Genomic DNA, 23,774 nt, shown 5'->3' with positions numbered 1-23,774 from the left:
TTCTACGTCGCTGGGGGGATTTCGCCGCCGCGGATCCCCGAACGGGCAGGGGATCCGCGACGGCGGTGGTCAGCTCAGGAAGCTGCCGTACGGGCCGGCCAGGATGGCGTTCTTCTGGGCCTGGCTGAAGTGCGTGTTCGGGTAGTTGTAGAACGACGCGGACATCGGGGTGCCGTCCGTGGAGCTCGAGTCCGGCAGGCCGAAACCGTGGCCGAGCTCGTGGACCATCCCGCCGTACCAGCGGTTCATCGGGCCGTTGCGGCCGGCGCCGCCGTCCGCGTCGTGGCCGGAGAGCAGGACCCAGCCGGGGCTGGCGCCGCCGCCGGACTTGCCGACGTCCTCGGCGCTGATCTCGCCGACGATCAGCCAGCGGTTGTCGGGGTTGGCGAGGCTGAACCGGCGCCGCAGCTCGGCCTGCATGTTGAACACGACGCACCAGTAGCGGTCGCCGTTCGGGTCGCAGTTGGTGTTGATGTACCAGTTGGTGTCGTGCTCGCCGTTGACCGTCTCGACGACCGTGGCGTTGAGGGCGAACGTCTTGCCGAGCTCCTGGCGGTAGTAGCGCTGCGCCTCGCGCATCACGTTCGCGATGCCGTCCGGGTAGCGCTGGTCGAACGCGACGTCGGTCGGCTTGAGCCAGAACACCCGCACCGTCTTCGTGCCCGGTGTGCCGGGGTTTCCGGGTGTACTGGAGGCGCTCGGCGACGCCGACCTGGTCGGTGAGGCGCTCGTGGTCGGGCCGGCGGTGCCGGTGCACAGCACATTGTTGAGCCGGAACGTGGCGGGCACCGGGTTCGAGCCGCTCCACGCGCCGTTGAAGCCGAACGACGTGCTCGCGCCGGTGCCGAGCGCGCCGTTGTAGCCGGCGTTCACCGCCGAGACGCTGGTGCCGGTCTGCGTCACGGTCGCGTTCCAGGCCTGCGTGACGCTCTGCCCGGGGGAGAAGCTCCACGTCAGCGTCCAGCCGTTGATCGGGTCGCCGAGGTTGGTGACCGCCACGTCGGCCCCGAACCCGCCCTGCCACTGCGAGCTGATCGTGTACGTCACCCGGCAGCCCGCGACGGCCGCACCGGCCGACGTGCCGGCGACCACCGCGCCGCCCGCGACGAGGCCGACCGTGGCGGCGACGAGCACGAGGCCCCGGTACCGTTGAAGCCGCATCACATCCCCTTTCATCAATGGACTCCGCCACGGTGCGCCCCGAAAACCTTTTCGGCAAGGTGGGCGGGCGAATCCGCTGGAAACCCGGCGAAACTTTCATCGGAGGGGGTGCCTGCCACCGCCGCCGGCGCCCAGGGGCCGGACCACCGGCCATTCCGCGCTGATTCGTGGACAGAATTGCAGACGAATTGCCGCGCAATTGTCGGCGAATTGAATCAGCAAATTGTCCCGGGCGGCCAGGGACGGTCGTCCCGAATTGTGTCCTGGACATTGTCCCGTGCGCTCGGGCCTCTCCCTAGTTCGTGCCACGGTCCGCGATGAATTGAATCGGCGGCGGCTGCGTATTTCTACATTCCTCTCGTCATCAGCAGAGATGACCTCGTACAGAGGAGAAAGAGCAGTGAAACGACGACTTCTTCAGGTCGGCGCGGTGGCGCTGGCCGGTTTGTTCAGCGCGATCGTCTTACCGTCCAGCCCGGCCAGCGCCACGCCGATGTGCAACGTTCCGGTGCCACCGCCGGCGTGCGGTGACGGCGGCGGCGACGGCGAACCGGTGGTGCGGGACATCCCCGTGCACGGCACGCTCGACACGGTCACGTACGTCGGCAATGCCGTGCGGGTCACCGGCTGGGGCATCGACCGGGACAGCGGCAGCGCGCCGCTCATCGTCGACATCTACATCGACGGCGCGTGGAAGCAGACCCTCAGCGCCAACACGTACCGCCCGGACGTCGCCGCCGCGTACCCGGCCTACGGCTCCTACCGCGGCTTCGACGCCAACGTCCCGGCGGGTCTCGGCACCCACCAGGTGTGCGCGTGGGCGATCAGCGTCGTGCCCGCCGGCGCCGCGAACCCCGGCAACCCGCAGCTGGGCTGCAGGACGTACACCGCCACCCTCGCCGCCCCGACCGACGTGCGAACCATCTCCAGGGCGGATGACGGCACCACGGTGATCGGCTTCAAGGACAACTCCGTGGAGGAGACCTCCTTCCGGGTCGTCATCACCCGGCAGTACTGGGAGCAGTACAACGACCCCCGCTGGGGCCAGATGTACCGCGCCTACTACGTCGACCGGCAGTTCACCGTGCCGGCGCAGGCAGGCACCGCCGAGGTGACCGCCACGACCGTGACCGGGGGCTCGGACTGCCGCACGACGGTGTACGCCGTCTCCGGCTCCATCCAGAGTGCCCCGGCCGTCAAGGGCTGGTGCTGATACCGGCCGTCGTCACGTGAACGAACGGCCCGGACCCGCCGGAGGAAATCCTCCGGCGGGTCTCCGTCCGATCCGGCAATGGCATCGGGGACGGCCTCCATGATTGCGGAATCAAGCAGCCGGTAAGGTCGGACAATGCCCGAGCTGAAACGGTTGGATGCCGGTCTTGCCCCGGCGGTCCTGGCCTTCGATTTGGCGAACCGGGCGTATTTCGCTGCCTCGGTTTCCGACCGCGGCGACGACTTCTTCGACCAGTTCACCGACCGGTACGACGCCTCACTGGCTGAGCAGGAGGCCGACCCGGCCCACCTCGGGGGCAAGCAAGGCACCTGGTACCAGCGCGACCTGGTGCCTGAAGCCGCCGAACGGTTGTCGGCGTTGATTGCCCGGCGGGTCGTTGCTGCTGTCGCGGCGGTGGCGGAGGGCGTGACGGTGTACCTGGAGGACGGCGACCGGGTGGTGTGAGCGGGGCGTCACATGGTGGACAGGGCGAGCGCGAAGACGCCCGCGGAGGCGGCGAGCAGGGTGCCGAGGGTGCCGCCCAGGACCAGGAGCGCGGGCCGGGTTCGCAGCCACAGGCGCAGGACGAGGTACACGCCGGCGGCGCCGATCAGGGCCATGACGGCCAGGTACGACACGAACAGGAAGCTCGCGCCGATCAGCAGGCCGCCGGCGGTCGCGGCGGCGGACGCGCGGGCCGGGCCGAGGTCGCGGACGAGGGTGCGGTGAAGGACGGCGCCGGCGAGGAGGGTGGCGACGATGATCGTGCCCGGCAGCCAGACGCGGGCGAGGGCCAGCATGAGCGCGAAGCACGCGGCGACGCCGGTGGTTGTGGCGGCGCCTTCGAGGAGGGCCCTGCGGGCGCCGGCGGGACGCAGCCGGGTGACGGTCGCGACCGCGCCGGCGTACGTGGCGATCAGGGCGATCAATGCGATGAGCGCGAGGTCCACCATGCCGCGACGCTACCGGCCGCGGGCGGTGGAACGGGTGGCCGAGATGGGTGGATGTCGTGAAGGTCGGTGCGGCGGTACGAACGCGGGGGAGCGGAACTGTCGCCGGTCACCAACCTCGATGACGCCGGCGGTTCTAGGGTGGGGCGCATGACCGAGATCGTGATTCGTGGTGGGCGTGTCATCGACCCGGGGGCGGGGACCGACGAGGTCCGCGACCTGCTCGTGCGCGACGGCTCGATCGCCGACGCCGCCACCGTGAGCGAGGGCGCCGTCGTCGTGGACGCGACCGGGCTGGTCGTCGGGCCGGGGTTCGTCGACGTGCACAGCCACGTCAACACGATCGCCGGGCAGCGGCTGCAGGCGTTCGACGGTGTGACCACGGCGCTGGACCTCGAGATCGGGCTGATGCCGGTGGCCGTCGCGCTCCAGCGGGCCGCCGAGGAGGGGCGGCCGTTGAACTACGGGTACTCCGCGTCGTGGGCGGCGGCCCGGGGGCTCGTGCTCGCCGGGGTCGAGCCGGTGCCGGACCTGGCCGGCGTGCTGGCGCTGATGGGCAACGAGCATTGGCAGGCGTCGTCGTCGCCGGTACAGCGTGACCGGTGGCTGGACCTGCTGTCGGGCGAGCTCGCCGACGGCGCGCTGGGCATCGGGGTGCCGATCGGGTACACGCCGCGGGCCGAGCCCAGCGAGTTCCTGCACGTCGCCCGGCTCGCCGGGGCCAACGGGGTGCCGGTGTTCGCGCACGTGCGGAACCTGATCGAGGCCGACCCGGACGTGCTCGTCGACGGCGCGGACGAGGTGACCGCGGCCGCCGCGGAGACCGGGGTCGCGATGCACTACTGCCACGTCAACAGCACCTCGGGGCGGCACGTGGAGCGGGCGCTCGGCACGATCCACGCGGCGGTGGCGGCGGGTTCGCGGGTGACGTACGAGGCGTACCCGTACGGCACCGCGTGCACGGGCATCGGTGCCGCGTTCCTCGCCCCCGAACGGCTGCACGTGTGGGGGCTCAAGCCGCACAACCTGGTGCTGCTGCCGTCCGGCGAACGGATCGCCGACGCCGCACGGTTGCGGGAGGTCAGGGCGGCCACGCCCGGCGCGCTGTGCCTCATCGAGATCCTCGACGAGTCGGATCCGTCGGACCGTGCGCTGCTGGAGGGCACGTTCGCCGACCCGGGCACGATCGTGGCCAGCGACGCGCTGCCGGTGACGTTCACCGACGGCACCCGCGACACGCGGCAGTGGCCGCTGCCGGAAGGCGCGACCCACCCGCGCACGGCCGGCACGTTCGCGAAGGCGCTGCGGCGGTTCGTGCGGGAGACCGGGAGCTGGGACTGGCCGGAGGCGTTCCGGCGCTGCTCCTACCTGCCGGCCCGGCTGCTCGACGCGCACGCGCCCGCCGCCCGGCGCAAGGGGCACCTCGGCATCGGCGCGGACGCCGACGTCGTCGTGCTGGACCCGGAGCGGGTCACGGATCAGGCGACGGTGCTCGCCTCGACGGCACCGTCGCACGGTGTCCGGCACCTGCTGGTCAACGGCGAGCCCGTCATCCGCGACGGCGAGCTGCTCCCGGACGCGTACCCGGGGCGGGCGCTGCGCTCATGAACCGCCCACGCCGGACCGGATGAGGTCGTCGACGCCGCTGAGGAAGGTCTCGCAGACCAGGTCGCGGTCGGACAGGCAGCCGGCCGCCATGGCGCCGTCGCGGAGCATGACGAACCGCTGCGCGCGAGGATCGCTGCCGACCAGGGCGGTGACCGTGTCGAGGAACCACTGCCGGTGTGCCAGGACGGCCTGGTGCACCGGGTGGCCGGGGTCCGGGTACTCGGCCACGGCGTTCAGGAAGGCGCAGCCGCGGAAGCCGTCTGACCGGATGCCCTCGGCGATCGACGCCGCGACGGCGCGGAGCGCGTCGGGGGCCGGGAGGCCGGCGGTCAGGGCCGCGTCCACCTGCCCCCGGATCTGCTGGTCGGCCGCCTGCAGGTAGGCGAGGACGAGATCCTCCTTGCCGGGGAAGTGCCGGTAGAACGTGGCCCGGGTCACCTTCGCCTCGCCGATGATCCGGTCGACGCCGACCGAGTGGATGCCTTCCCGGTAGAAGATCCCGGCCGCGGTGACCAGGAGCCGCTGCCGTGCCTCGGAAACTCCGCCCAGTGCCATGGGGTCCATCTTAGAGATAGAACGTTCGGTCTTGACATGCCTCGGCGAAGGCTGCACTCTGGCCCAAGACAGAACGTTCGTTCTCCTGCTGGAGGAAGCGTCATGACCACCCTCACCGCGCCCGGCATCTCGGCGACGGCGTCCGCCCTACGGAGGCTGTACTTCGTCCGCTTCGCGTTCGCCATCGTCTGGGCCCTCGTGATGTTCACGACCGCCGAGCACCTCGGCCCGCTCGCCAGGACGCTGCTGGTGCTCTACCCGCTGTTCGACGTGGGTGCGGCAATCGTCGACGCGCGGGCGTCGCGCGGCACCGGATCGCCCGCGCTGCTGTACGTGAACGTCGCCGTCAGCCTGCTCGCCGCCGCCGGCCTCGTCTTCGCCGGCGCGGACGGCATCCCGGCGGTCCTGCGCGTCTGGGGTGCGTGGGCGGTCGTGGCCGGACTGGTGCAGCTCGCCGTGGGGGTCACCCGCCGCCGCATGGGCGGCCAGTGGCCGATGATCATCAGCGGTGGCATCTCGGTGCTCGCCGGCGGGTCGTTCATCGCCGGCGCCGCCGCGGACGACCCGGCGCTGACGAACGCGATCGGCTACGCCATCCCCGGCGCCGTCTTCTTCCTCATCTCCGCCGTCCGCCTCGGCCGCGCCGCGAAGGAATAGGCCGCGAAGGGAGAGACCGCGAAGAGAAAGGCCGCGAAGGGACAGGTCGCGACGGGAGCCGGGAAGCGCTCAGATCGCCGCGGCCCGCTCCGATAAGGGACCGGACGTGTGCGATCCGGGGCGGTGCGATGGGTGTGTCGAACGTGACGAGAGTGGTGTGCCTGCTCTTCGTCGGGCTGGTGGTGTTCCGGTTCACCGACCTGTACAACACGCAGGCGGCCGGGATCTCGATCTGCGCCCTGGAGACCGTCGCGCTCGGCCTGCACCTGCGTGTCGCGTTCAGCCGGCGGTTGTCGGCGGCCGCCAAGCGCCCGTACCGGTTCACCAGTCCCGCGCTCGCGCTGCTCATCATCGCCGGCGTCGGGTTCTCGGTCGCGTTCAACACCCACGACCGGAGCTGGGGCGTGGCGACGGTCGCCGCCGTGGCGCTGCGGACCCTGGCGGTGCCGGTGCTGCTGCTGGGGCTGCTCAGCTTCGCCGCGGAGCCGATGGACCGGCGGGCGCGGTGGAAGCTCGGGATGGACGTCGCGACCGTCCTCGGTGCCGGCGCGATGCTCATGTGGTACCTGGTGCTCGGCCCGGCGCTGCAGGCGGGCGGCCTGCTCGACCCGCTGCGGCTCGGGGCGGTGCTGTTCGCCGTCGGCGACGTCGTGCTGCTCGTGGGGGTCGGCACCGTCCTGCTGCGCGGCTCCGCCGTCCCGGCCCGCGGGCCGCTGGTGCTGATGCTGGCCGGGACCGCCGGCTACCTCGTCGTCGACACGGTCTTCCTGTACACGATGGTCCACGACGGCGCGCTGCACGACGCGGTCGTGCCGACGGCGCTACACCTGCCGATGTTCCTGATCCTGCTCGCCTCCACCGTGCGCCAGGAGACCGTCGGCTGCGCCGCGGCGGGGCGCCGGCTGCGCCGCAACGCCTGGCTGCCGTACGCCGCCCTGGCCGGCGGCTTCGCCCTGCTCGTCGTCGCCGCCGCGAAGGCCGGCCTGTTCCCGTGGCTGGGCCTGGTCCTCGGCGCGCTGGTCATGACGGTCGGCGTCGCGGCCCGGCAGGTGCTCGCGTCACGGGAGAACTACACCCTCGTCGTCACCGACAGCCTGACCGGCCTCGCCAACCGCATCCAGCTGCGGGGCGCGCTGACGGCCGCCGTGGACCGGCACCGCCGCACGGGTGCGCCGGTCGCGGTGCTGCTCATCGACCTCAACGGCTTCAAGCAGGTCAACGACGGCTACGGCCACGAGGTCGGCGACCAGATGCTGGTGGCGTTCGCGGACGTGCTGCGGCGTACCGTCCGCGACGCCGACGTGCCGGCCCGCCTCGGCGGCGACGAGTTCGCGGTCGTGCTGCCGGGCTGCGCCGAGGAGGCGACCCAGGTCGCGGAGCGGATCCTGGCCGCCTGCCGGGCACCGGTGAACCTGTCCGGGCACCGCCTGGAGCTGCGCGCCAGCATCGGCATCGCGGTCGCCCAGCGCAGCGGGCCCGGCGCCGGCAGCGTCGACCCCAACGAGCTGCTGCACCGTGCCGACCTCGCCATGTACGCCGCCAAGCGCCGCGGCACGCCCAGCTGGGTGGAGTACACCGCCGACGCCGTGGACGCCGAGCAGGCCGGGACGGCGCTCGCCGACGACCTGGCGCGGGCGGCCGACGCGGGTCAGCTGCGGCTGCTGTACCAGCCGATCGTCGCGCTCGAGTCAGGCGATCTGGTGGCCGTCGAGGCGCTCGTACGGTGGCAGCACCCGACGCGTGGCCTGCTCGGACCGGACGCGTTCATCCCGCTCGCGGAGCAGACCGGACTCATCCACGGCATCGGCGGATGGGTGCTGCGGGAGGCGTGCCGGCAGGTCGGCGCGTGGCAGGCGGAGCTGCCGCCGGGGCGTTCGCTGCACCTGAGCGTCAACCTGTCGCCGATCCAGCTGGAGCGGCCGGCCCTCGCCGACGAGATCCTCGAGGTCCTGGAGCGGGAGCGGTTCGACCCGCGGGCCCTGGTCGTGGAGATGACCGAGAGCGCGCTCGTGGACGACCGGTCCGCCGTGCCGCAGCTGGAGCGGCTGCGGGCCCGCGGCGTCAGGGTGGCGCTCGACGACTTCGGCACCGGCTATTCGTCGCTGCGGTACCTCACCCGCCTGCCCGTCGACATCCTCAAGCTCGACCGCTGCTTCGTCGCCGACCTCAGCGGCGACCCCGAGCGGGCCGCGGTCGCGGAGGCCGTCATCCGGCTCAGCCAGATCCTGCACATGGACACCGTCGCGGAGGGCATCGAGGACCCGGCCCAGGCGACCGAGCTCACCCTGCTCGGGTACCGCACCGCGCAGGGCTTCCACTTCGCCCGCCCGCTGCCCGCCGGCGACGTCGAGGCGTTGCTGCACCGCTCGGCCGCCGAGTGGCCGAGCCTGCCGGCCGCGCTGGACCCCGCCGCGCCCCGCCCGGTGGCCGTCCACGGTTGACGCCGGCTCCCGGCGGGCCGCGACGGGTCCGCCGGAAGCCGGTCGCCGCGGCTCAGGTGATGGTGAGGCTGTCGATGTTCGCGCCGTTGGCGCCGGTCGTGGTCGCCCGGACGGTGACCTGGCTGCCGGCGGGCAGGGACGCGGTGAACGAGGTGGTGCTCCACGCGTCCCAGGAGCCGGTCGGGTTGAACGCCAGGGCACCGTTGACGCCGGTGCCGTTGACCGAGATGGCGAGGGGCCGGTTGGCGGTGCCGCCGTTGGCGTAGCGGAACGTCAGCGTCCTGGTGCCCGCGGTCGGCACGTTGACGGTCCACTGGACGTAGGCGCCGCTGGCCGAGGTGTCGGCGAAGTCGACGAAGCCCGTGCCGGTGTAGTCCGCGTGACGGGTGTCGATGACGGCGCCGCTGAGCAGGGCCCGCTCCGCCGGGTACGCGGTGCCGCCCGTGACCGCAGGGAAGGCCGCGCCGCTCGGCTCGACCGTGGCGGCCACGCCGCCGCCGGCGACGACCGGGATCGACGCGGTGACGACCGACAGGACCTTGCGGGCGGCGTCCCACACCGTGCCGCCGCCGCTGGTGATCGCCGTGGCCTCGGTGCTGTAGGCCGGCAGGGTCGCGCCGCCGTTGACCCGCATGCCGACCGGGGCGGTCAGGCCGTGGACGCGCACGATGTACCGGCGCGCGGTGGGTGCGCCGTCGTAGGTGCCCTGCGGGTGCCGGATCACGGTCCTCGTCGCGGCGTCGGTGTACGTCAGGGTGGTGACGGCCCTGGCGCCGGAGACGCGGTGCGCCTCGGTGACGCCGTCGTCCTCCACCAGGTTGAAGGTGCCGTCCGCGCCGGCGTACACCTCCATCTCCAGCTGCCGCTTGTTCAGGTAGGCGGTGCTCTGCGCGTACTGGTACTTCGGCAGGATCGCGCCGGCCTTCACGAAGAGGATGATCTCGCCGGTGTGGGTGACGTAGGGCAGGTCGGACGCGTCGGTCCCGACGTGCTTGATGTCGGCCCAGAAGTTGTACCAGGTGGCGCCGGCGGGCAGCCAGACGTTCTGGGTCGCGCCGCCGTCGGACGTGACGGGCGCGACGAGCAGGGACGGCCCCCACATGTACTGCAGGTCGTGCGAGTAGGCGTTCGGCCGGTTCTGGTAGTCGATGACCATCGCCCGGGCCATCGGCATTCCGGTGCTGCTCGCCTCGTGGGCGATGCTGTAGATGTACGGCAGCAGCGTGTACCGCAGCTCGCCGTACTTGCGGAAGTCCGCCTGGATGACGGCGCTCTGGTCGAGCGGCCAGCGGGAGGCGATCGCGCCCTGCGACGTGGTGCTGGCCCCGCTGTGCGGCCGCCAGATCGGCGACAGGCTCGACCAGGCGGCCGTCCAGTTGCGGTAGAACGGCTCGGGGATCAGGCCGCCGGTCTGGCCGTGGAAGCCGCCGCCGTCGATGTTGGCGAAGGGGAAGCCGCCGATCCCGCCGGCCAGCATGCCCCGGATCTGCTGGCGCATCTCGTCGTAGGTGGAGCCGATGTCGCCGGTCCAGTAGTGGCCGTAGCGCTGCTGCCCGGCCGACGCGCCGCGACTCCACGTCCACGGCCGCTTGGCGGTGCCGATGTGGCCGGCCGCCTGCGGGTCCCAGCCCTCCTCGCCGACGCCCTTGTGCAGGTAGAAGAAGTACGAGTTGCGCAGCTCCGACCACTTCTTGCCGCCCGCGGAGTCGGCGTTGAACGGGATCGGGCCCAGCTCGTCGGTCTCGTCGAGCCACAGCCCGTCGCCGGGGAAGTGCAGCGCCGGGTTCAGGGCCTTGGTCCAGAAGACGTTCCACACCCAGGCGCGGGTCGCGGGGTTGGTCCAGTCGGGCACCGAGCCGCTGTCGGCCACCCCGGTGAGGTCGCCGGCCTTGAAGCTGTAGCCGGGCGGCGGCCCGCCGACCCAGCCGGCCATGAGGTTGGAGTTGTTGCGGTTGTAGTCCAGCGTCATCGTGACGCCGTTCTCCGCGGCCCACGCCTGGTATCCGGCCGGGTCCGGCCACCGCGTCGGGCTGAACTCGAACCAGGAGCCGCCCCACGCGCCGGTGCCGTTGCGCCAGCGGTTGTCGTTGACGTGGTGGTCGAACGGGTAGCCGGCGTTGCGGTGCTGGGTGATCTTCGTGCGCCACCAGTTCTGGTCGCTGACGTCGGGGAAGCCCTTGTCCGACATGTGCAGCCCGAAGATGGCGATCTGCGGCAGGCGCGGCCGCCCGGTCAGCTGGGTGTAGCGGTCCAGCAGCTTCGCGAACTCCGGGCCGTTGATGAGGAAGTAGTCCATCTGCGGCCGCACGCCGGCGGTGTTGTGGTCGTCCGCGGAGAACGCGTAGTCCCTGGCGGTGCCGTTGGCGAAGGCGAACGTGGTGTCGAAGGTCGTGTTGAAGAAGACGCCGTAGCCCTTGGTGGACAGGTACAGCGGCACGATCGCGGGCGCCTGGTCGTTGCGGACGGTGCCGTAGTTGTGCGACACGACGTCGCCGGTGCGGTCGACCCTGGGGGAGCGTCCGTAGAGCCCGTGTCCCGCCTTGACGAAGTGCTCGTCGGCGGGCGGCGGGACGAAGGCCTCGGTGACGACGCTGTTGTTGGTGCCGCCCCAGGTGATGCTGCGGGTCGCGTCCTCCTTCGCCAGCAGCGCCCCGGTGCCGCGGTGGTAGAACTCCAGGCGTAGCGGGTTCTTCTGCAGCACGATCCGGATGCCGTCGGCCGCGCCGGTGACGATCGTCAGGCTGTTGGCGTCGTTCGTGACCGTGAGGGTGCCGCCCATGCCGGCGTGGTTGGCGGGCACCACCATCTCATAGCGGGAGTCGGCGAAGAACGTCTCCCCGCTGCGGATCGCGCGGACCCGGACGATCTGGTTGCCGTACGCGGTGATCCGCAACCGCTGGCCCGTGGTGCTGGTGACGGTGACGCTGCGGGCGTCGGTCAGGTGGGACGCGTAGTTGCCCAGCTGCTCCCCGACGGCCGCGACGGCCCGGCCCGGCCCGGCGGCGACGGCGCCGATCGACAGCCCGGCGGCCATGCCGAGCACGTTCCTTCTCTTCATCGCATCGACTCTCCTCGACAGGTGCGGGCGAATCCGTTGCGCTTGTGGCGGTGAGGTGTGCGCAACAGCGCGCGCGGCGAATTGGGTCTCCGGGCGGGTTGGCGGTTGGAGCGCGCCGGAAACGGTTCCCACAGTGGTCCGCGGCAGCGAGTTTTGTCAATACCTTGCAATAGACCGGTTTCGCATCGACGGTCGTCGTGCTACCGTCGACGAACTGACAAGATCTGGAACCGCTTCCAGGACGACGTGAGGAGCTGCGGATGGCGGCGACGATCAAGGATGTCGCCCGGCTCGCCGGGGTCTCCCAGTCGTCGGTGTCCCGCGCGCTCGCCGCCCCGGACCAGGTGCGGCCCGCCACCCGGGAGCGGGTCGAGCGGGCCGTCGCGCAGCTCGGCTACGAGCCGAACCGGATCGCCCGGGGGCTGAGCACCGGGCGCACCGGCACCATCGGCTTCCTGGTGCCCGACATCGCCAACCCGCTGTTCGCCGGCATCGTCAAGGCCGCCCAGCGCCGGTCCCGGGAGTTCGGGCTCGCCGTGCTGCTGGCCGACTCCGACGAGGACCCCGCCACCGAGCTGGACCTCATCCGGACGCTGACCAAGCAGGTCGACGGCTTCGTGCTGTGCGCACCCCGCGCCGGCGACGACGAGCTGCGCTCCGTCTGCGGCGACCTGCCGGTGGTGCTGCTCAACCGCCGGGTCGGCCAGCTGCCGTCGATCATCTTCGACAACGCCGACGGCATCCGCCAGGCGCTCGCCCACCTCGCCGCCCTCGGCCACCGGCGGGTCGCCTACGTCGCCGGCCCCCGCACCTCATGGGTCAACCGCGAGCGCCTCCGCGCCTTCCGCGCCGTGTCGGCCGGCCTCGGCCTCGAGGGGGTCGAGGCCGGCAACGTCTCACCCGACTTCGAGGGCGGTGTCGCCGTCGCCGACCTGGTCCTGGCCGCCGGCGTCACCGCGGTCATCGCCTACAACGACATGATCGGCCTCGGCCTCGCCAGCCGCTTCGGCGCCCGGGGTGTGACCGCGCCCGGTGACGTGAGCATCATCGGCTTCGACGACATCCCGGCCTCGGCCCTGGTCACCCCCGCCCTGACCACCGTCAGCCAGCCGAAGGACCAGTGCGGCCGGGCCGGCATCGACCTGCTCGCCGACCTGCTCAACGACCGCGAGCGCCCCGGCGGCACGCGCATGTCCCTGCCGGCCCGGCTGATCGTCCGATCCTCCACCGGCCCGGCCGCCGCGCAGACCCGCTGAACGGACCAGGCGGCAGCGCCGGCCGTCGGCCGGTGGAGCGGCACAGGTGCACAACCGGTTGACACGACGGTTGCAACCGAATCGCTACCGTTCTGCTCCGGCGCCGGTCGACGGACCAGCGAACAGCGCGGAGCCGGCGGGTCGCCGGCACGCGTCGGCAGCGACGGCTGCCACCAGCTCCGCCCGCCGCAGGCGCGACGACCGCGGCGAGACTCTCATCGAGCTGCTGGTCACCGTCGCCGTGATGGGCGTCGCGGTGGTGGCGGTCGTCGGCGGCCTGGTGCTCGCCGTGCAGCTGTCCGACGTCCACCGCAAGCAGGCCACCGCCGGGGCCGAGGTGCGCAACTACGCCGAGGCCGTCCAGGCGTGGGTCGCCACCGGCCACTACGGCGCCGGCTACGCGCCCGCCACGGTCGGATACAGCGCACCCACCGGCTACCAGGCGCAGGCCCTCTCCGTCGGACCGGTGTGCTGGAACGGCGGCGCCCTGAAGACCACCGGCTGCACCACCGACACGGGCCTGCAGCAGGTCACCCTCGAGGTGCGCAGCACCGACGAACGCGCGATCGAGACGCTGCAGATCGTGGTGCGCAAGCCTGCCGGACCACGGAGGCACTGTGCGGCTGACCGACCGGCGCGACGCCGGCTTCACCCTCATCGAGCTGCTCGTCGCGGTGGCGATCCTGGGCGTGATCGCGGTCCCGCTCGCCAACGTCGTCATCGCCTACGTGCGGCAGTCCACCGCGACCACCCAGCGGGTCTCGCTGTCCCGCGACGCGCAGATCGCCGCCGCCTGGTTCGCCGACGACGTCGCCACGATCGGCACCCGCGACGAGCACGGCGCCCTGAAACAGTCCATTGTGGTCGGTGGCACCTTCTCGTGCGGGATGACCCCGGTCTCGCCGGTCGTTCGGTTCCTCGCCGACCGCTGGGACTCCGCCACCGCCGTCGGCACCGTCGTCATCGCGTACGAGCTGCGCGGCGACGAGCTGCATCGGATCCGGTGCGCGGGGACGACCGCCGTCAACCAGCTGCGCAACAGCACGTTCCGCGGCACCGGCACCGACTGCTTCGGCACCACGGGCACCAAGGTGATCTCGGGCCTGCCCGGCGGGCGCAGCGCCGGCGTCGACTGCACCGCGGCGGCGACGGGCGGCGCCGCCTACCGCTGCGAGTCCGCCGCCAACTGCAACCGGCCCGGCAGCGCCGTGCTCACCCTCGGACGGGTCAGCGGCGAGCCCGGATTCACCGTCCAGCAGCCGAACAACGCGGAGTTCAAGGTCCACGGCACCGTGTTCTCGAACTCGACCGGCAACATCGCCAGCGGGAAGCTGGACGCCGACGGCAGCCCGCTGTATGCGCGTGGCGCCTGCACCGGCACCATCGTCAACACGCCGACGAAGGCCTGCGGACTGGGCGGTGCGGCGAACCCGCTCGGCGACGACCCCGGCTACGCGCCGGCGACCTCCGCCGCGCCCGCCCGCCGCACGCTGCCGGCCTGCACGACACCGAGCTCGATCGTGACGTTCCAGCCCGGCACGTACGACGACGCGGCCGGGCTCAGCGCGATGATGGCCGGCAACAGCGCCTGCAAGAACAGCATCTGGTGGTTCAGGCCGGGCACGTACTACTTCGACTTCCGCAACAGCGGCACCGACCGGAACCCGCTGCTGTCCAACGCGGCCAACGTGTGGACGATCGACGACGGATCGCTCGTCGCCGGAACGCCCGTCGCCCTCGACGGCACCGTGATCGCCGCACCGCGGGCGAAGGTCGAGATGCCCGGCATGTGCGCGAACCCGATCACCGACGGTGCCGCCGTCGGTGTCCAGTTCATCTTCGGCGGCGACAGCCGGCTGGCCGTGAAGGCGGGTCAGGTGGAGATCTGCGGCTCGTACAGCAGCAACCGTCCGCCGGTCGCCGTCTACGGCCTGAACTCGGGAACGGCGGTCACCACCACCCTCACCGGGGCGACGGCGCTGCGGCCCGGCACGGTCACCGCCGCCGGCGGGTTCGGTGCCACCGCGACCCCGGCGAACCTGCGGGAGACCGGCGACAACCTGGCCGCGAGCTGGAAGGCCGGCAAGACCAACGACTCCACCACGCTCACCGTGTCCGGCTTCGCGCCGGCGACCCCGGTCCCGGCCGGCTCGGTGCTCAAGGGCGCGAACCTGCGCATCACCCACCGGCACACCAACACCGGCAACACCGACAGCTTCACCGCCTCGCTCACCCCGTCCGGCGCGACCGGCGCGGTCATCGGCACCGTCACCGGCCGCACGGGCTCCGCCACGTACCAGACGTCGGTGATCCCGCTGGACACCGCGGCGACGGGGGAGCTGGCGAAGGCGGTCACCGCCGGCACGTTCACCGGCGCGACCCTCGCCCTCGCGTCCTCCCTGCGGACGAACAACGACACCCAGGACATCGACGCGATCCAGCTGGAGCTGAGCTACCAGGCGCCCGCCTTCCGGGCCGGCACCGGCTGCGTGACGGCGACGCCGTACACCGGCAGCGGCGGACCGTGCGCCATGCTGTCCACGGTGAACAGCAGCGGCAACCTGTTCTACGCCCAGGGCACCACGGGGCTGCGCGTGAAGCTCGCGATCGCCGACCCGGGCCCGAGCCCGGTCGCGGGTGCCCGCCAGGTGACGGTCCTGAGCTGGTCGCGCACTCAGTAGCTCACCTCGCGCGGTGCCGGTAGTGGTGCACGACGAGCGCGGTCGCGCAGGCGAGGGTGACCAGCCCGAAGGCGGCCCCGACGAACGGGTTGGCGCCGATGCCGGACATGGTGGCGTTGGTGGCGGCGCTGAGGACCAGCACCAGCCACAGGACGGGGCGGAGCAGGCCGCGGCGCTCAGGGGCGTCGGCGGGGATGATGCGGTAACGGTCAGTCATGCCGGCAACGCTATGCAGCCGGGCGCCCGCCGGCGATCCAGCCAGCGCGCCGCACGGAGTACAGCAGGCTGTACTTTCCGGACCGCGAGCGGCTGACCGGGGCCGCCGTCGCCTATCGTTCCTGCCGGGAGGCCGGAAGGGGGGCGCGGTGCGGCAGTACGTCCGGGAACGGGTGCGCACGTCCGTCGACGCGCTCGAACACGTCGTCGGCGGGCTCGGCACGGCGACCCTCGCGCTCGGCGCGTTCCTGCTGCTGTTCGTCACGGCGGTCGCGTCGCTGGCCGGCATCGGCCTGGTGGTCGTCCCGTCGGCGCTGAAGGCGGCCCGGTGGGCGGCGGACCGGGAGCGGGCGCGACTGTCGCGATGGGACGCCGTGGTGCCGTCGCCGCCGCCGGTACCGGCCGGCCTGCGCGACGCCGTGCGCGACCCGTGGGTCCGCCGGGATGCCGCGTTCGTCGCCGTCCACGGCACGGGCGGGTTCGCGCTCGGGATGATCGGGCTCGCGCTGCCGCTGTCGGCCGTGCAGTACCTGCTGTTCCCGCTGTACTACTGGGCGCTGCCGCCGGACGCGGGCGGCCCCGGCTACGTCACCTGGCGCATCGACGGGCTGCCCGACGCGCTCGCCGTCGCGCTCATGGGCGTCGGCTGGCTCGCCGTGTCCGTCGCGCTCGGCCCCCGGATCGCCCGCTGGCAGGCGGCGCCGGGCCGGCGGTGGCTGCCGCCGCCGCGGGACGTGGACATGTCGCTGCGGATCGCCGAGCTCACCGCCACCCGCGCGGCCGCCCTCGACGCGCACGCCGTCGAGCTGCGCCGCATCGAACGGTCGCTGCACGACGGGGCGCAGAACCGGCTCGTCGCGGTCACCGTGCTGCTCGGCGCCGCCCGGCGGGCCCTCGCCCGCGATCCGGCGCTGGCGGCGGAGGTCCTGGACCGCGCCCACGACGCCGCCGAGCTGGCGCTCGCGGAGCTGCGCACCGTCGTGCGCGGGATCCTGCCGCCGGTGCTCGACGACCGCGGGCTCGCCGGCGCGCTCGACGGCCTGGCCGCCGGCTGCGGCGTGCCGTGCACCGTCGAGGTGGACGTCCCGGGGCGGTGCGCGGCGTCGGTCGAGGCGACGGCGTACTTCGTGGTCGCCGAGGCGCTGACCAACGTCGCCCGGCACAGCGGCGCCGGTACCGTGGCCGTCACCGTGACGAGAAGAGCCGACCGGCTGCACGTGTCGGTGACCGACGACGGCCACGGCGGCGCCGACGAGGGCCGTGGCTCCGGCATCGGCGGCATCCGCCGGCGGGTCGAGGCCCACGACGGCCGGTTCACCCTGACCAGCCCACCCGGTGGGCCGACGACGATACATGTGGAGCTGCCGTGCGGATCGTGATCGCCGAGGACGACGCCCTGCTGCGGGAAGGGCTGGCCCTGCTGCTGCGGGCCGAGCAGCTCGACGTGGTCGCCGTCACCGGCGCGCCGGACACGTTCCTGGCCGCGGTGGACGAGCACCGGCCCGACGTCGCGATCGTCGACGTCCGCATGCCGCCGACCCACACCGACGAGGGCATCGTGGCCGCCGTCGAGGCGCGGCGCCGCCAGCCGGACCTCGCGGTGCTGGTGCTGTCGGCGTACGTGGAGCAGGCGTTCGCCACCGACCTGCTCGCCGGGGGAGCGGCCCGGCTCGGCTACCTGCTCAAGGAGCGGGTCGGCCGGGTCGAGGAGTTCCTCGAGGCGCTGCACCGCGTCGCCGGTGGTGGCACCGCGATCGACCCGGAGGTGGTCAGCCAGCTCTTCGCCCGCACCCGCCCCGACAGCACGCTGAGCCTGCTCAGCCCGCGGGAACGCGACGTGCTCGCCCTGATGGCCGAGGGCCTCGGCAACACTGCGATCGCGGAGCGGCTGTTCGTCACCGAAGGGGCCGTGCACAAGCACATCCGCAGCATCTTCGCCAAGCTCGGCCTCGCGCCCGACGACCGCGCCGACCGGCGGGTCACGGCGGTCCTGCGGCACCTGGAGGACACCCGGCGCCTAGGGTGAGCACAGCGTGAGCGCGGGGGTAAGTACAGCCTGCTGTACCACGGTCCGCCAGCACGCTGGATCGATCATGGCCGGGTGCCGCCATAGCGTCGTCGGCATGGACATGAACGTTGGACAGGACGCCGGCGCGGCGGTCCGCGCCGAGCAGCTGACCCGCACGTACGGCACCGGACCGCAGGCGGTCACCGCGCTCGCCGGCGTGGACGTACGGTTCGACCGCGGCACGTTCACGGCGGTGATGGGGCCGTCCGGCTCCGGCAAGAGCACCCTGCTGCAGACCGCGGCCGGCCTGGACCGGGCCACGTCCGGCCGGGTCTGGATCGGCGGCACCGAGCTGTCCGGCCTGTCGGAGACGAGGCTGACGAAGCTGCGCCGCGACCGGATCGGCTTCGTGTTCCAGGCGTTCAACCTCGTCAACGCGCTGACGGTGCAGGAGAACATCGTGCTGCCGCTGCGCCTGTCGGGCGGGCGGCCCGACCAGCCGTGGCTGCACCACGTGGTCGACCGGGTCGGGCTGCGGGAACGCCTGCACCACCGGCCGTCCGCGCTGTCCGGCGGGCAGCAGCAGCGGGTCGCGATCGCCCGGGCGCTCGCCACCCGCCCAGAGGTGATCTTCTGCGACGAGCCGACCGGTGCGCTGGACACCGAGACCGCGGCGGACGTGCTGAGCCTGCTGCGCGCCGTCGTCGACGAGCACCGGCAGACGGTCGTGATGGTGACGCACGACCCGGTGGCCGCCTCGTACGCCGACCGGGTCCTGGTCCTCGCCGACGGCCGGATCGTGCGCGACCTGCCGCAGCCGGGCGTGGAGCGCATCGCCGAGCAGCTCGCGTCGCTGGGCCGCCGCCGGGCGGTGGCGGCATGACCGGGCCGGAGCGCAGCGGAGGTGGCGGCATGACCGCGCTCGCGTTGAAGATGCTGCGGCACCGGCCGGGTTCGGCGGTCGCCTCGCTCGTCGCGCTCGCCGCGGGCGTCATGATCCTCATGGCCATGGGCGCGCTGGTGGAGTCCGGGCTGCGGTACAAGCCGGCGCCGGTCCACTACGCCGCCGCCGACGTGGTGGTCGCCCACCGCGACATCACCATCAGCGCCAAGGACCTCGACGGTGAGGTCGTCCGGTCGACGGTACGGCTCCCCGAAGGTGGCACCGTCCCGGCGGACCTGGTCGAGCGGATCCGCGGGCTCGCCGGGGTCGCCACCGTCGCGGCCGACGACCCCGTGCCGGTCGGGCTGCCCGAGGTCACCGGACACGGCTGGGCCAGCGCCGCCCTGACGCCGTCCCGGCTCGTCGGCGGAGCCCCGCCGGCCGCGGCGGACCAGATCGCGGTCGACCGGCGGCTCGGGATGGCGCCCGGCCAGCAGATGAACCTGGTCGTCGGCGGCGCCGCACGGTCGTACCGGGTCAGTGGCGTCGTCGACGGGCCGACACCCGCGGTGTTCTTCACCGACGCGCACGCCGCGACCCTGTCTGCGCACCCCGGCCGGGTCGCCGCCATCGGGGTCGTCGCGCAACCCGGCGCCGACAAGGCCGCCCTCGCGGCGGCGGTGCGCCGGCTCGCGGCCGACGCGGGCGCGACCGCGTACACCGGCGCGGACCGCGGCCTGGCCGAGGGCTCCGCCGACCTCGACGCGCGGGACCTGCTGATCCAGGCCGGCGGCGCGTTCGGCGGGTACGTCGTGCTGCTGATCGGGTTCGTCGTCGCCGCCACCGTCGGGCTGTCGGTGCGGCACCGCCGCCGCGACCTCGCGCTGCTGCGCGCCGTCGCCGCGACCCCCGGCCAGGTCCGCCGGATGATCATGGCCGAGGCGGCCGCGGTCGGTATCGCCGCCGTCGCGGTCGGCGTCCCCGCCGGCCTGCTCGCGACCCGCTGGGTGCGCGGCCAGCTCGTCGGCCGCGGCTTCGTCCCCGCCACGTTCCCGATCACCGACGGCCTGCTCGCGACCGTCGCGGCCGCCGGGGTCACCACCCTCGTCGCGGTGCTGTCCGCGCTGATCGCCGCCCGGCGCGTCACCGCGATCCGTCCCGTCGAGGCCCTCGGTGAGGTGGCGGTCGAGCCGGCCCGCGGCGGCAAGGTGCGCCTCGTCTGCGGGCTCGTCGCGCTGGCCGGTGCGGGCTCCTCCGGCGCGTTCACGCTCGGCGCCGGCGGGCAGGCGGCCCTCGCGGCCGCCGTCGGGATGCTGTACCTGTTCGTGACCGCGGTCGGCCTCCTCGCGCCGTGGATCAACCGGGCCGCCGCCCAGGCGCTGGCGCCGGTGCTGCGCGCGGTGTGGGGGACCAGCGGATACCTGGCGACCGCCAACCTGAAGGCGAACGCGCGCGGCACGGCCGCCGTCCTCACCGCGCTGGTGCTGTCCGTGGGGCTCGGCGGATCCGTGTGGTTCCTGCAGGACAACCTCGAACGGCAGACCCTAGCCCAGCGCCGCGACGGCCTGCGCGCCGCGCAGGCCCTCGTCTCCCCGGCCGGGCTGCCCGCCGGCGCCGCCGACGACGCGCGGAAGCTTCCCGGCGTCCGGGCCGCCACGTCGGTACGGCGCACGTCCGTCATCGTGAAGTTCCTCGACGGCGCGGAGACGGTCGGCGCCCAGGCGGTCTCCGGGCCGGACCTGGCCGCCACGATGGACCTGCGGGTGCGCCAGGGCGACCTGTCCGCGCTGTCCGCCGGTACCGTGGCCGCATCGTCGATCAGAGCATCGACCCACGGCTGGGAGATCGGCGACACGGTCCCGCTGTGGCTCGGCGACGGTACACCCGTGCGGCTCACCCTCGTCGCCGTCTACGAGCGCGGCCTCGGCTTCGGCGACATCACCCTGGCCCGCGACACGGTCGCCGGCCACACCGCCCGCGACGTCGACGACGAGGTCCTCATCAGCACCTCGGGCCCGGCGGACCTGTCGGCGCTCACGGCCCGGCACCCCGGCAGCACGCTCGTCGCCACCAGCGGCCAGACCCGGCAGCTCGCCGCCGACCTCGCCGTCAGCGCCTGGCTCAACCGGCTGCTCGTCGGTGTCATGGTCGGCTACGCCGCCCTCGCGGCCGCCAACACGATGGTCATCGCGGCCCTCGCCCGCCGCCGCGAGCTCGCCGTGCTCCGCCTCGCCGGCGTCACCCGCGGCCAGGCGAAGCGGATGGTCCACGCCGAACAGGCCGGCCTCCTCGGCGTCGCCGTCCTCATGGGCGCGGCGATCGCCCTGGCCACCCTGACCATGGTGGTGCACGCCGTGACCGGCGAACCGCTGCCCTACGTGCCGCCCCTCGGCTGGGCCGCCGTGATCGCCGGCACGGCGCTGCTCGCCCTGCTCACCACGGTGCTGCCGATCGGCCGCCTGCTGCGCGTCCCGCCGATGGAGCACATGGGCGTGAAGGAGTGAACGCCCGCCGGGTTCCGTACGATGCGTCGGGTGCGGACGTGGGACTTCGGCGCCCTGCGGACGGCCACGGCCGGCGGCGTGGCCGTCGTCGCGGGCATGTTCAGCACGGTCGACCAGGCCACGGCCTGCACGCTGCACGAGGCGGACACGGGCCGGCTGCTCGGCGGGTGGCCGATGCCCTACGACTGGTGCTTCTCCCGCCCCGACACGAACCTGTCGACGTTCGCGGCGGACGGCGAGGCGTACTCGATCGTCCGCGGCCGCGGCTACGACTGCATGGTGCACCGGCTCACCCTCGACGGCCCGGAGCCGGTCGGCCGGTTCGAACCGGACGGCGACGGCGTCTACACCGTGGCGGCGGCCGTGGTGTCCGGGCGGCCGGCGGTGCTCAGCAGCGACTGGCGGCGCGTCCACTACCACGACCTGCGCACCGGCGAGGCGCTCCGGGCGCCGTGGAGCGCGCCGGACGGCTGGCGGGTGGACGAGCTCGTCGCGGTGGCCGGCCGGGCGTACGCCTGGCTGGAGCCCGACGACGACTCGCCGCGGACCGACTGGCGCGGCTGGCTGTGGGACGCGATCGGCGGCCGGCCGGTCGGGCCGCCCGTGTTCGTGCGCGGCTACCGCTGGGGCCCGTGGGCCCTCGGCCGGCGGCCGGCGCTGCTGGTGAAGACCGACTGGCGGGAGTACCGGGTCCTCGACCTGGCCCTGCGCCGCCCGGTCGGCCCGGCCCTGCCGGACACCGTGCAGGACCTGAGCGCGCCCGCGGTCGGCGTCCTGCACGGCCGTGCGGTCCTGGCCGCCGCGACGGGGCCCGCGCTCACGGTGTGGGACCTGCTCACCGGCGCGGCCCGGCACGTCGTCGCCCTGCCTGATGTACCGCTCGCGGTGGCGGTCGCCGCCGACCGGCTGTACGTCGCCGACCCCGAGGGCGAGATCAGCGCACACCCGGTGCCGCCGCGGGCCCTGCACCCGCTCGCACCCCGGTAGCAACCGGCGGCGCGGCCGTCCGTACATGGATGCGTCGCGCACTGGGTATGCGGCACACGGGCGCGCGCGCCCGCCACCTGGCATCAGCCGGATCGACCATGGAGGTGTGCACCGGATGCGTGCCCTGACCGTCATCCCGCGGCAACGGCAGTCCTTCGCCGTGACCGACGTCCCCGACCCGGAGCCGGGCGACGGCGAGCTGCTCGTCGACGGGCTGGCCGTCGGCGTGTGCGGCACCGACAAGGAGATCGCCCGCGGTGACTACGGCTCGGCGCCGCCGGACCGGCAGCGGCTGGTGGTCGGGCACGAGTCCCTGGGCCGGGTCCGGCACGCCCCGTCCGGCAGCGGGTTCGCGCCCGGCGACCTGGTGGTCGGCGTGGTGCGCCGCCCCGACCCGGTGCCGTGCGGTGCGTGCGCGCACGGGCAGTTCGACATGTGCCGCAACGGCCGGTACACCGAACGCGGCATCAAACAGCTCGACGGCTACGCCAGCCAGGCCTGGGCCGTCGAGCCCGGCTACGCGGTGAAGCTCGACCCGGGCCTCGCCGGCGTGGGCATGCTGCTGGAGCCGGCGAGCGTGGTCGCCAAGGCGTGGGACGAGATCGAGAAGATCGGTGCCCGCGCCTGGTTCGAGCCGAAGACCGTGCTGGTCACCGGGGCCGGGCCGATCGGCCTGCTGGCCGCGCTGCTCGGCGTGCAGCGGGGGCTCGACGTGCACGTGCTGGACCGCGTCACCACCGGTCCGAAGCCGGGCCTGGTCCGCGACCTCGGCGCCGTGTACCACCACGAGCCGATCGGCACGGTCATGTCGGGCGTGCGCCCCGACGTGGTCGTCGAGGCGACCGGCATCGGGTCGGTGGTGTTCGGCGCGCTGGCGGGCACCGCACCGTACGGGATCGTCTGCCTCACCGGCGTCTCCTCGGCCGGGCGCCGCGTCACCGTCGACGCCGGCGACCTCAACCGGGAGCTCGTCCTGGACAACGACGTCATCGTCGGCTCGGTGAACGCCAACCTCGGCCACTACGCCGCGGCCTCGGACGCGCTGGCCCAGGCCGACCGGGACTGGCTCGGCCGGCTGATCACCCGCCGGGTGCCGCTGGAGCGGGCCGCGGAGGCGTTCACCGCCACCGACGAGGACGTCAAGGTCGTCATCACCCTCGACGACGGCCACCGCTGAGCGCGGGCCGGGCCGGCGCCGCTCAGCGGGACAGCGCCTTCTCCAGCTCGGCCTTGCTCATGGCCGAGCGCCCCTTGATGTTGCGCTGCCTGGCCTCGTTGTACAGCTGCTCCTTCGTGCGCCCCTGCGCGCCCGAGTGCGAGCGCTTCCCGCCGCGGTGCCCGGACGACACGTCGTTGATCGAGGACCGGCTGGCCGTCCGGGACTCTCCAGCGCGGGCCCGTTCCTTGTTGACCGTCCGGGCGGCGATCTCCTCGGCGACGTCCGTCGACCTGCCGCGCCGTTTCACGCTTTCCTTGATGTGTTCGTACTGCCGTTCGCGCTTGGCATTGGAACCGGCTGGCATCTGCTCCTCCTGGGGATTGCGCAGGACCTCTTCCAGGTACTGGTTCCCATCCGTGCGCCGGGTAAGCGCCGGG

Annotated in this window: 19 protein-coding genes and 1 pseudogene; 14 read left to right on the top strand and 6 right to left on the bottom strand. The window is 73.3% G+C overall.

From position 1 onward, the window contains the following. Positions 1-69: 69 nt before the first annotated feature. Positions 70-1,161: a cellulose-binding domain-containing protein gene (locus AB0J72_RS41285; RefSeq protein ID WP_363409579.1), complete on the bottom strand. Its 1,092-nt coding sequence runs from the start codon at positions 1,159-1,161 to the stop codon at positions 70-72. 400 nt (positions 1,162-1,561) lie between these two features. Between AB0J72_RS41285 and AB0J72_RS41280 the strand changes: the two genes are divergently transcribed. Both AB0J72_RS41280 and AB0J72_RS41275 read left to right on the top strand, forming a co-directional pair. Beyond that, on the top strand, positions 1,562-2,374 hold the full coding sequence (locus AB0J72_RS41280) for a hypothetical protein (RefSeq protein WP_363409576.1): 813 nt from the start codon (positions 1,562-1,564) through the stop codon (positions 2,372-2,374). Between the two features lie 135 nt (positions 2,375-2,509). Then, positions 2,510-2,839 (top strand): hypothetical protein, encoded by a 330-nt coding sequence (locus tag AB0J72_RS41275; protein ID WP_363409573.1) that lies wholly within the window; start codon positions 2,510-2,512, stop codon positions 2,837-2,839. Between the two features lie 8 nt (positions 2,840-2,847). On the opposite strand, the gene AB0J72_RS41270 is transcribed toward AB0J72_RS41275, so the two are convergent. Beyond that, positions 2,848-3,327, bottom strand: a complete 480-nt coding sequence (locus AB0J72_RS41270) for a hypothetical protein (protein ID WP_363409570.1) — start codon at positions 3,325-3,327, stop codon at positions 2,848-2,850. A 147-nt stretch (positions 3,328-3,474) separates the two neighbouring features. Here AB0J72_RS41270 and AB0J72_RS41265 point away from each other — a divergent pair, with 147 nt between their 5' ends. Further along, positions 3,475-4,932 carry an amidohydrolase family protein gene (locus AB0J72_RS41265; protein WP_363409567.1) on the top strand — a complete coding sequence of 486 codons (1,458 nt, stop codon included), beginning with the start codon at positions 3,475-3,477 and terminating at the stop codon, positions 4,930-4,932. On the opposite strand, the gene AB0J72_RS41260 is transcribed toward AB0J72_RS41265, so the two are convergent. Beyond that, the gene (locus tag AB0J72_RS41260; RefSeq protein WP_363409564.1) at positions 4,927-5,487 is read right to left on the bottom strand and encodes a TetR/AcrR family transcriptional regulator; all 561 of its coding nucleotides are present in this window, start codon (positions 5,485-5,487) and stop codon (positions 4,927-4,929) included. The two genes, AB0J72_RS41265 and AB0J72_RS41260, sit on opposite strands and share 6 nt — an antisense overlap. Before the next feature lie 102 nt (positions 5,488-5,589). Here AB0J72_RS41260 and AB0J72_RS41255 point away from each other — a divergent pair, with 102 nt between their 5' ends. Next, positions 5,590-6,144: a hypothetical protein gene (locus AB0J72_RS41255; protein WP_363409561.1), complete on the top strand. Its 555-nt coding sequence runs from the start codon at positions 5,590-5,592 to the stop codon at positions 6,142-6,144. Between the two features lie 143 nt (positions 6,145-6,287). Further along, a complete protein-coding gene (locus AB0J72_RS41250) occupies positions 6,288-8,585 on the top strand; it encodes a bifunctional diguanylate cyclase/phosphodiesterase (RefSeq protein ID WP_363409558.1) in 2,298 nt (765 codons plus the stop codon). 52 nt (positions 8,586-8,637) lie between these two features. Here the strand turns inward: AB0J72_RS41250 and AB0J72_RS41245 are convergent, their stop codons facing one another. After that, on the bottom strand, positions 8,638-11,643 hold the full coding sequence (locus AB0J72_RS41245) for a TIM-barrel domain-containing protein (protein WP_363409555.1): 3,006 nt from the start codon (positions 11,641-11,643) through the stop codon (positions 8,638-8,640). A 260-nt stretch (positions 11,644-11,903) separates the two neighbouring features. On the opposite strand from AB0J72_RS41245, the gene AB0J72_RS41240 reads away from it, so the two are divergent. The 3 genes and pseudogenes from AB0J72_RS41240 (at position 11,904) to AB0J72_RS41230 (ending at position 15,580) form a co-directional block, all read left to right on the top strand. Then, positions 11,904-12,899 carry a LacI family DNA-binding transcriptional regulator gene (locus AB0J72_RS41240; protein ID WP_363409552.1) on the top strand — a complete coding sequence of 332 codons (996 nt, stop codon included), beginning with the start codon at positions 11,904-11,906 and terminating at the stop codon, positions 12,897-12,899. Between the two features lie 46 nt (positions 12,900-12,945). Then, positions 12,946-13,155 (top strand): annotated as a pseudogene (locus tag AB0J72_RS41235) (prepilin-type N-terminal cleavage/methylation domain-containing protein); the annotation flags it as partial. Between the two features lie 361 nt (positions 13,156-13,516). Then, positions 13,517-15,580: a prepilin-type N-terminal cleavage/methylation domain-containing protein gene (locus AB0J72_RS41230; protein ID WP_363409549.1), complete on the top strand. Its 2,064-nt coding sequence runs from the start codon at positions 13,517-13,519 to the stop codon at positions 15,578-15,580. A gap of 1 nt (position 15,581) precedes the next feature. Here AB0J72_RS41230 and AB0J72_RS41225 read toward each other — a convergent pair whose 3' ends face one another. Next, entirely contained in the window at positions 15,582-15,797 is a 216-nt protein-coding gene (locus AB0J72_RS41225; RefSeq protein WP_363409546.1) for a hypothetical protein, read from the bottom strand. Positions 15,798-15,945: 148 nt separating this feature from the next. On the opposite strand from AB0J72_RS41225, the gene AB0J72_RS41220 reads away from it, so the two are divergent. The 6 genes from AB0J72_RS41220 to AB0J72_RS41195 all read left to right on the top strand — a co-directional run bounded on the left by AB0J72_RS41220 (position 15,946) and on the right by AB0J72_RS41195 (position 23,355). Then, a complete protein-coding gene (locus AB0J72_RS41220) occupies positions 15,946-17,175 on the top strand; it encodes a sensor domain-containing protein (RefSeq protein WP_363409543.1) in 1,230 nt (409 codons plus the stop codon). After that, positions 17,163-17,822, top strand: a complete 660-nt coding sequence (locus tag AB0J72_RS41215) for a response regulator transcription factor (protein WP_360568988.1) — start codon at positions 17,163-17,165, stop codon at positions 17,820-17,822. The genes AB0J72_RS41220 and AB0J72_RS41215 overlap by 13 nt, the downstream gene beginning before the upstream one ends. A 97-nt stretch (positions 17,823-17,919) precedes the next feature. Next, entirely contained in the window at positions 17,920-18,687 is a 768-nt protein-coding gene (locus AB0J72_RS41210; protein ID WP_363409540.1) for an ABC transporter ATP-binding protein, read from the top strand. Then, entirely contained in the window at positions 18,684-21,191 is a 2,508-nt protein-coding gene (locus AB0J72_RS41205) for an FtsX-like permease family protein (protein ID WP_363409537.1), read from the top strand. Before AB0J72_RS41210 ends, AB0J72_RS41205 begins: the two co-directional genes overlap by 4 nt. A 30-nt stretch (positions 21,192-21,221) precedes the next feature. Then, on the top strand, positions 21,222-22,178 hold the full coding sequence (locus AB0J72_RS41200) for a hypothetical protein (RefSeq protein ID WP_363409535.1): 957 nt from the start codon (positions 21,222-21,224) through the stop codon (positions 22,176-22,178). Between the two features lie 115 nt (positions 22,179-22,293). Then, positions 22,294-23,355 (top strand): glucose 1-dehydrogenase, encoded by a 1,062-nt coding sequence (locus tag AB0J72_RS41195; protein WP_363409532.1) that lies wholly within the window; start codon positions 22,294-22,296, stop codon positions 23,353-23,355. 22 nt (positions 23,356-23,377) lie between these two features. Here AB0J72_RS41195 and AB0J72_RS41190 read toward each other — a convergent pair whose 3' ends face one another. Next, entirely contained in the window at positions 23,378-23,701 is a 324-nt protein-coding gene (locus AB0J72_RS41190) for a plasmid stabilization protein (protein WP_344507357.1), read from the bottom strand. Positions 23,702-23,774 lie beyond the last annotated feature (73 nt).

This window comes from Dactylosporangium sp. NPDC049742 (assembly GCF_040674675.1).
Lineage (GTDB): Bacteria > Actinomycetota > Actinomycetes > Mycobacteriales > Micromonosporaceae > Dactylosporangium > Dactylosporangium maewongense.
Note: the sequence above shows the minus strand (reverse complement) of the source record. Positions and strands in the feature narration are given on the sequence as shown.